The organism is Candidatus Methylomirabilota bacterium (assembly GCA_035764725.1).
Taxonomy (GTDB): Bacteria; Methylomirabilota; Methylomirabilia; order Rokubacteriales; family CSP1-6; genus DASRWT01.
The window spans coordinates 1-5,507 of record DASTYT010000088.1; the positions used below are offsets into that span (position 1 = coordinate 1).

Here is a 5,507-nt window from a genome sequence, read left to right on the forward strand (position 1 = left end):
CCCGACATCCTGGGCGTGTCCACCGGCGCGGCGTTCGGGGCCGTGCTCGGCATCTATCTCTCGCTCAACGTGATCGCCATCCAGGCCCTCGCCTTCGCGGTCGGCCTCGCCGCGGTGGCCGCGGTCTATCTCGTGAGCGCGTTCCTGCGCCGCCACGACCCGCTGCTCACCCTCGTGCTCGCGGGCGTGCTGATCGGCACGCTGCTTGGCTCCTGCGTCTCGCTGGTGAAGTACCTGGCCGATCCCTACAATCAGCTCCCCGCCATCACCTTCTGGCTGCTCGGCAGCCTCTCGGGCCTCACCGTGCGCGATCTCCTCGCCACGCTCCCGGCCGTCGCCGCGGGCCTCGTGCCGCTCTATCTCCTCCGCTGGCGCATGAACGTGATGACCCTGCCCGACGAGGAGGCGCGCGCGCTCGGCGTCGACACCGGGCGCATGCGGCTCATCGTGATCGCCGCGGCCACCCTCATGACGGCGGCGGTGGTGTCGGTGAGCGGCGTGATCGGCTGGATCGGGCTCCTCGTGCCCCACGCGGCGCGGCTCCTCGTGGGCCCGGACTTCGGGCGGCTGCTCCCCACCGCGATGCTGTTGGGCGGCGGGTATCTTCTCGCCGTCGACACGCTCGGGCGCACGATGGCGGCCATCGAGGTGCCGCCCGGCGTCCTCACCGCGTTCGTGGGCGTGCCGGTGTTCGTCTGGCTGCTCGCGGTCTCGCGCCGGGGCTGGCAGTAGCGATGCGGCTCGCCGTCGAAGACCTGGCCTTCGGCTACCCGGGCAAGCCGGTGGGCGAAGGCGTGAGCTTCACGGTGGAGCCGGGCGAGGTGCTGTGCCTGCTCGGCCCCAACGGCGGGGGCAAGACCACGCTATTCAAGACCGTGCTGAGCCTTCTCGCCCCGCGCTCGGGCACCGTGCGCGTGGACGGCGAATCCGTGGCCGGCTGGGGCCGCCCGCGTCTGGCTCGCACGTTCGGCTACGTGCCCCAGGCCCAGCTGACCGGGTTTCCCTTCACGGTGCGGGAGGTCGTTCTCATGGGGCGCACCGCGCACATCGGCCCCTTCGCGGTGCCGGCGCGCGCGGACCGCGAGGCCGCCGACGCCGCGCTCGCCACGCTCGGCATCGCGCATCTCGCCGAGCGGGAGTACACGCAGATCAGCGGGGGCGAGCGCCAGCTGAGCCTGATCGCGCGCGCCCTCGCCCAGGAGCCGCGCGTGCTCGTGATGGACGAGCCTACCGCGAGCCTGGACTTCGGCAATCAGGTGCGCGTGCTCATCCAGGTCGAGACGCTGGCTCATCGCGGGATCGCGATCATCTTCTCCACCCACGATCCCGATCAGGCATTCCTCTGCGCCCACCGCGTGGCGCTCCTGAGCCAGGGGCGCCTGGTCGCCCTCGGCACGCCGGAGGCGGTGATCACGCCCGAGCGCCTCGGCGCCATCTACGGCGTCAGCGTGGCCATCGCGCAGGTCGAGGGGCCGGGGGGCGGCCGCACGCGGGTCTGCGTGCCGTCGCTCGCCCGCCCGATGGCATACTGATGGCGGCCATGAGCCCGGAGCTCGTGTCGGCCCTTTCGCTGTCGGTGCAGGTCGCGCTGGCGGCCACCCTTCTCAACGCGGTGTTCGGCATCCCCATCGCGTACGTGCTCGCGCGGCGCCGCTTCTGGGGCCACGGGCTACTCGATCTCCTCGTGACGCTGCCGCTCGTGCTCCCGCCCACCGTCACCGGCTACTACCTGATCGTGCTCCTCGGCCGGCGAGGCCTGCTCGGCAAGCCGATCTACGAGGCCACGGGCTGGTCGATCGCCTTCACGTGGTACGCGGCAGTGGTCGCCGCCACCGTGATGGCGCTGCCGCTGCTCGTGCGCACGGCGCGCGCGGCCATCGAGTCGGTGGACCGCGACCTCGAGCGTGCGGCGTGGACGCTCGGGCACTCCGAGTGGCGCACCGCCCTCGAGGTCACCCTGCCGCTGGCGCGGAACGGTCTTGTCGCCGGGCTCGTGCTCGCATTCGCGCGCGCCCTCGGCGAGTTCGGCGCGACGCTCATGCTCGCGGGCAATATCCCCGGTAGGACGACGACGGCGCCGCTGGCGATTTACACCGCGGTGCAGACGGGCGAGCGCGGTGAGGCGCTCCTCCTCGTCGGCCTGCTCACCGCGCTGTCCTGCGTGGTGCTGGTCGCCGCCGGCCGGCTGGGACCGCGCGCCGTATGACCACCCTCGCCCTTCCCCGTCTCCAGGTGCGCCTGCGCAAGCGGCTGCCCAAGTTCGAGCTCGACGTCGAGTGGCGCGCGGGCGACGGCGTCGCCGTGCTGTTCGGCCCCTCCGGCGCGGGCAAGACGGTGACGCTCCAGTGCCTCGCGGGGCTCATGCCGCCCGATGCGGGACGCGTCGTCGTCGACGGGCGCGTGCTCTTCGACGCCGATGCGGGCGTGCGCGTGCCGCCGCAGCAGCGGCGCGTGGGCTATGTCTTCCAGGGCTACGCGCTGTTCCCGCATCTCACCGTGGCGGGCAATGTCGGCTTCGGGCTCCGCGACCGGCCGCGGGCCGAGCGTCAGCGCCGCACGGAGGAAGTCCTGACCCGACTCGGCATCGAGGACCTCGCCGACCGGTATCCGGGAGTCCTTTCGGGGGGCCAGCGTCAGCGCGTCGCGCTCGGGCGCGCGCTCGCCCCCGATCCCGCGCTGCTGCTCCTCGACGAGCCGCTGTCCGCGCTGGACCTGCCGCTGCGGCGCGCGCTGCGGGACGAGCTGCGGACCATCCTCGCCGCGTGGGGCACGGCGGCGGTGGTGGTCACCCACGATTTCACCGAGGCGTATCGGCTGGGCGACCGCATCGTGGTCTACGAGGACGGGCGCGTGATCCAGGAGGCGCCGCGCGCCGAGCTCCTCTGGCAGCCGGCGTCCCGCGCGGTGGCGCGCGTGATGGGCTTGAGCAATGTCCTGCAGGGCACCGTGCTCAAGGCCTCGCCTGACCGCATCCAGTTCCGCTGGCGCGGGCAGACCCTCGAGGCGGTGAACTCGCCGAGCCGCTCGTACCTGCCCACTGCCGACAGCCCCCTGGGGTTCTTCGTGCGGCCCGAGTACGTGCGCCTCATCCGGAAGGACCGCGGCGTCGACGATCCCACGCATCACATGAACGTGATGATGGGCCGGGTGGTCCGCGAGATCGACTTCGGCACCACCTGGACGCTGCAGATCCGGCTCGACGAGCCGGGCGAGCCCGCCCAGGGCGACTTCGACCTGGAAGTGGAGGTACCGCGCCTCGTCTACGAGATCCTCGAGATCGAGCGCGACCGGCACTGGCGCTTCTCGATCCATCGCGGCTCGATCCACGTGCTGCCCTCCTCATGACCAGCGCGCTGGGCCGGCCGGTGGTCGAGGTGGACGGCCTGCGCGTGGCCCACGACGGCCACACCGTGCTGGACGTTCCCGCGCTCGCAGTGCGGGAGGGCGAGACCCTGGGCGTGATAGGGCCCAATGGAGCGGGCAAGTCCACGCTGCTCCGCGTGCTGGGCCTCCTCCAGGCGCCGGATGCGGGCACCGTGCGCTTCCGCGGCGAGGCGATCACCCCCGCGCGCGGCCTCGCCGTTCGCCGGCGCATGGCGAGCGTGTTCCAGGAGCCGCTGCTGGCGGACGCCTCCGTGTTCGAGAACGTGGCGATGGGCCTCCGGTTCCGGGGCGTGGCACGCGCGGCCGAGCGGGGCCGCGTCCTCGCCTGGCTCGAGCGCTTCGGCGTCGCCGCCCTCGTCGCGCGGCCGGCCCGCACGCTCTCGGGCGGCGAGGCGCAGCGCGTGGCCCTGGCACGGGCCCTCGTGCTGGAGCCGGAACTGCTGCTGCTCGACGAGCCCTTTTCGGCCCTCGATCAGCCGACGCGCGAGGCGCTCATCCAGGATCTCCGCGGGGTGCTCCGAGCCGACCGCGTCACCACCGTGCTCGTGACCCACCATCGCGGCGAGGCCCTGGCCCTCGGCGACCGACTGGCGGTGATGATAGGCGGGCGGATTCTGCAGATCGGCCCGGCCGGCGAGGTGTTCCGGGCGCCCGCCCTCGAGGCGGTGGCGCGCTTCGTGGGGCTCGAGACCATCCTCGACGCGCGCGTGGTCGAGGCGGGCCGCAGCGGCGCGGTGGTGGAGGCGGCCGGCCGGCGGCTCCTGGTGGCGGCGCCCGCGGCGCCGGGCGAGCGCGTGCTGCTCGCGCTGCGCCCCGAGGATCTGCATTTGGCACCCCCCGACGCGGATTCCGCCTCCCGCAACTGCCTGGCCGGACGCGTCACCCACGTGATTCCCGCGCCCCTGCACGTGCGCGTGGTCATCGACTGCGGCGTGCCCGTGATCGCGGTGGTCACGCACCGCACCGCGATGGAGTTGGCGCTCGCGCCCGAGATGCCGGTAGCGGTGTCATTCGCGCCCGAGGCGCCGCATCTGCTGCGCGCGGAGGGCACGCCCACGCGCGGCGCGGCGAGCCTTGACACCGCCACGCGCGCGGGGGTATAAGCCGGATTAGAAGCAGGCCCCGCAACACTCGGCCCGCAAGGAATAGCGAGGCAGAGGGAGGCCCGATGGGTGTGCCTGAAGAGTTGATAGTCGTGGTCCCATGCGGCACCCCGCCTCGTAGCACCCGCAGATTTCCACGCCGTTTCTCCTACCTGGGAGGCTCTCCATGCCTGATCCGGAACCGTTGATCGAGCGGCTGACGGCCGACAATCACGAATTCCGCGCCCTCCGCGAGGAGCACAAGAAGTACGAGGAAGAGCTGGTCACGCTCAATGGCCGCGGTTTCCTCTCGGCCGAGCAGCACTGGCGGGTCAGCGAGCTCAAGAAGCTCAAGCTGATCGCGAAGGATCGCATGGAGGCGATGGTCCGACAGGCCCGCGCCTCCGCGCACGCCTGACCGCGCCCCAGGCGTTCGCCGGCTCACATGGGTTCCTCACGGGGGAGCGCGGGCTTCCGCGGTCTCTCCCATCTCACCCCCGCGGGGGACGCACGGATGGTGGACGTCTCCGCCAAGGCGGAGACGGCCCGTGAGGCGGTCGCGCGCGCGACCCTGAAGGTCAAGCCCGCGACGCTGGCGGCGGTGCGAGCGGGCCAGATGGCCAAGGGCGACGTGCTCGGCGTCGCCCGCACCGCGGGCATCATGGCCGCCAAGCGCACGCCCGATGTCATTCCCCTCTGCCATCCGCTCCGCATCACCGGCGTGGACGTGACGTTCGCGCTCGACTCCCGCGCCTCGACGATCACGGTGGAGGCGCGCGTGCGCACCGTGGACAAGACCGGGGTGGAGATGGAAGCCCTCACCGCGGCGGCGGTGGCGAGCCTCACCGTTTACGACATGGTGAAGGCGGTGGATCGCGGCGTCACCATCACCAATCTCCGCCTCATCGCGAAGTCGGGCGGGAAGTCGGGAACTTGGAGGGCGAGGTGAGCAACGGTCTCCGGTGCGAGCCGAGCGAAATCCAGGAGTCGGGCGAGGTGAGCAACGGTCTCCGGTGCGAGCCGAGCGAAATCCAGGAGTCG

The 5,507-nt window shown here is 72.3% G+C and carries 7 protein-coding genes; all 7 read left to right on the plus strand.

Annotated elements, in window-relative coordinates:
- Positions 1 to 732: iron ABC transporter permease (locus tag VFX14_13910; GenBank protein HEU5190778.1), on the plus strand; the 732-nt coding region annotated here is incomplete at its 5' end.
- A gap of 2 nt (positions 733 to 734) precedes the next feature.
- Positions 735 to 1,532 carry an ABC transporter ATP-binding protein gene (locus tag VFX14_13915; protein HEU5190779.1) on the plus strand — a complete coding sequence of 266 codons (798 nt, stop codon included), beginning with the start codon at positions 735 to 737 and terminating at the stop codon, positions 1,530 to 1,532.
- Between the two features lie 8 nt (positions 1,533 to 1,540).
- Positions 1,541 to 2,206, plus strand: a complete 666-nt coding sequence (gene modB / locus VFX14_13920; protein HEU5190780.1) for a molybdate ABC transporter permease subunit — start codon at positions 1,541 to 1,543, stop codon at positions 2,204 to 2,206.
- The gene (locus tag VFX14_13925; GenBank protein ID HEU5190781.1) at positions 2,203 to 3,345 is read left to right on the plus strand and encodes an ABC transporter ATP-binding protein; all 1,143 of its coding nucleotides are present in this window, start codon (positions 2,203 to 2,205) and stop codon (positions 3,343 to 3,345) included. The genes modB and VFX14_13925 overlap by 4 nt, the downstream gene beginning before the upstream one ends.
- The gene (locus VFX14_13930) at positions 3,342 to 4,487 is read left to right on the plus strand and encodes an ABC transporter ATP-binding protein (protein ID HEU5190782.1); all 1,146 of its coding nucleotides are present in this window, start codon (positions 3,342 to 3,344) and stop codon (positions 4,485 to 4,487) included. Before VFX14_13925 ends, VFX14_13930 begins: the two co-directional genes overlap by 4 nt.
- 166 nt (positions 4,488 to 4,653) lie before the next feature.
- Positions 4,654 to 4,884 carry a hypothetical protein gene (locus VFX14_13935; GenBank protein ID HEU5190783.1) on the plus strand — a complete coding sequence of 77 codons (231 nt, stop codon included), beginning with the start codon at positions 4,654 to 4,656 and terminating at the stop codon, positions 4,882 to 4,884.
- Positions 4,885 to 4,911: 27 nt separating this feature from the next.
- Positions 4,912 to 5,415: a cyclic pyranopterin monophosphate synthase MoaC gene (gene moaC / locus VFX14_13940; protein ID HEU5190784.1), complete on the plus strand. Its 504-nt coding sequence runs from the start codon at positions 4,912 to 4,914 to the stop codon at positions 5,413 to 5,415.
- Positions 5,416 to 5,507 lie beyond the last annotated feature (92 nt).

Coding starts and splice junctions, on each gene's coding strand:
- VFX14_13915 (HEU5190779.1), top strand. CDS start 735: ATGCGGCTCGCCGTCGAAGACCTGGCCTTCGGCTACCCGGGCAAGCCG.
- modB (HEU5190780.1), top strand. CDS start 1,541: ATGAGCCCGGAGCTCGTGTCGGCCCTTTCGCTGTCGGTGCAGGTCGCG.
- VFX14_13925 (HEU5190781.1), top strand. CDS start 2,203: ATGACCACCCTCGCCCTTCCCCGTCTCCAGGTGCGCCTGCGCAAGCGG.
- VFX14_13930 (HEU5190782.1), top strand. CDS start 3,342: ATGACCAGCGCGCTGGGCCGGCCGGTGGTCGAGGTGGACGGCCTGCGC.
- VFX14_13935 (HEU5190783.1), top strand. CDS start 4,654: ATGCCTGATCCGGAACCGTTGATCGAGCGGCTGACGGCCGACAATCAC.
- moaC (HEU5190784.1), top strand. CDS start 4,912: ATGGGTTCCTCACGGGGGAGCGCGGGCTTCCGCGGTCTCTCCCATCTC.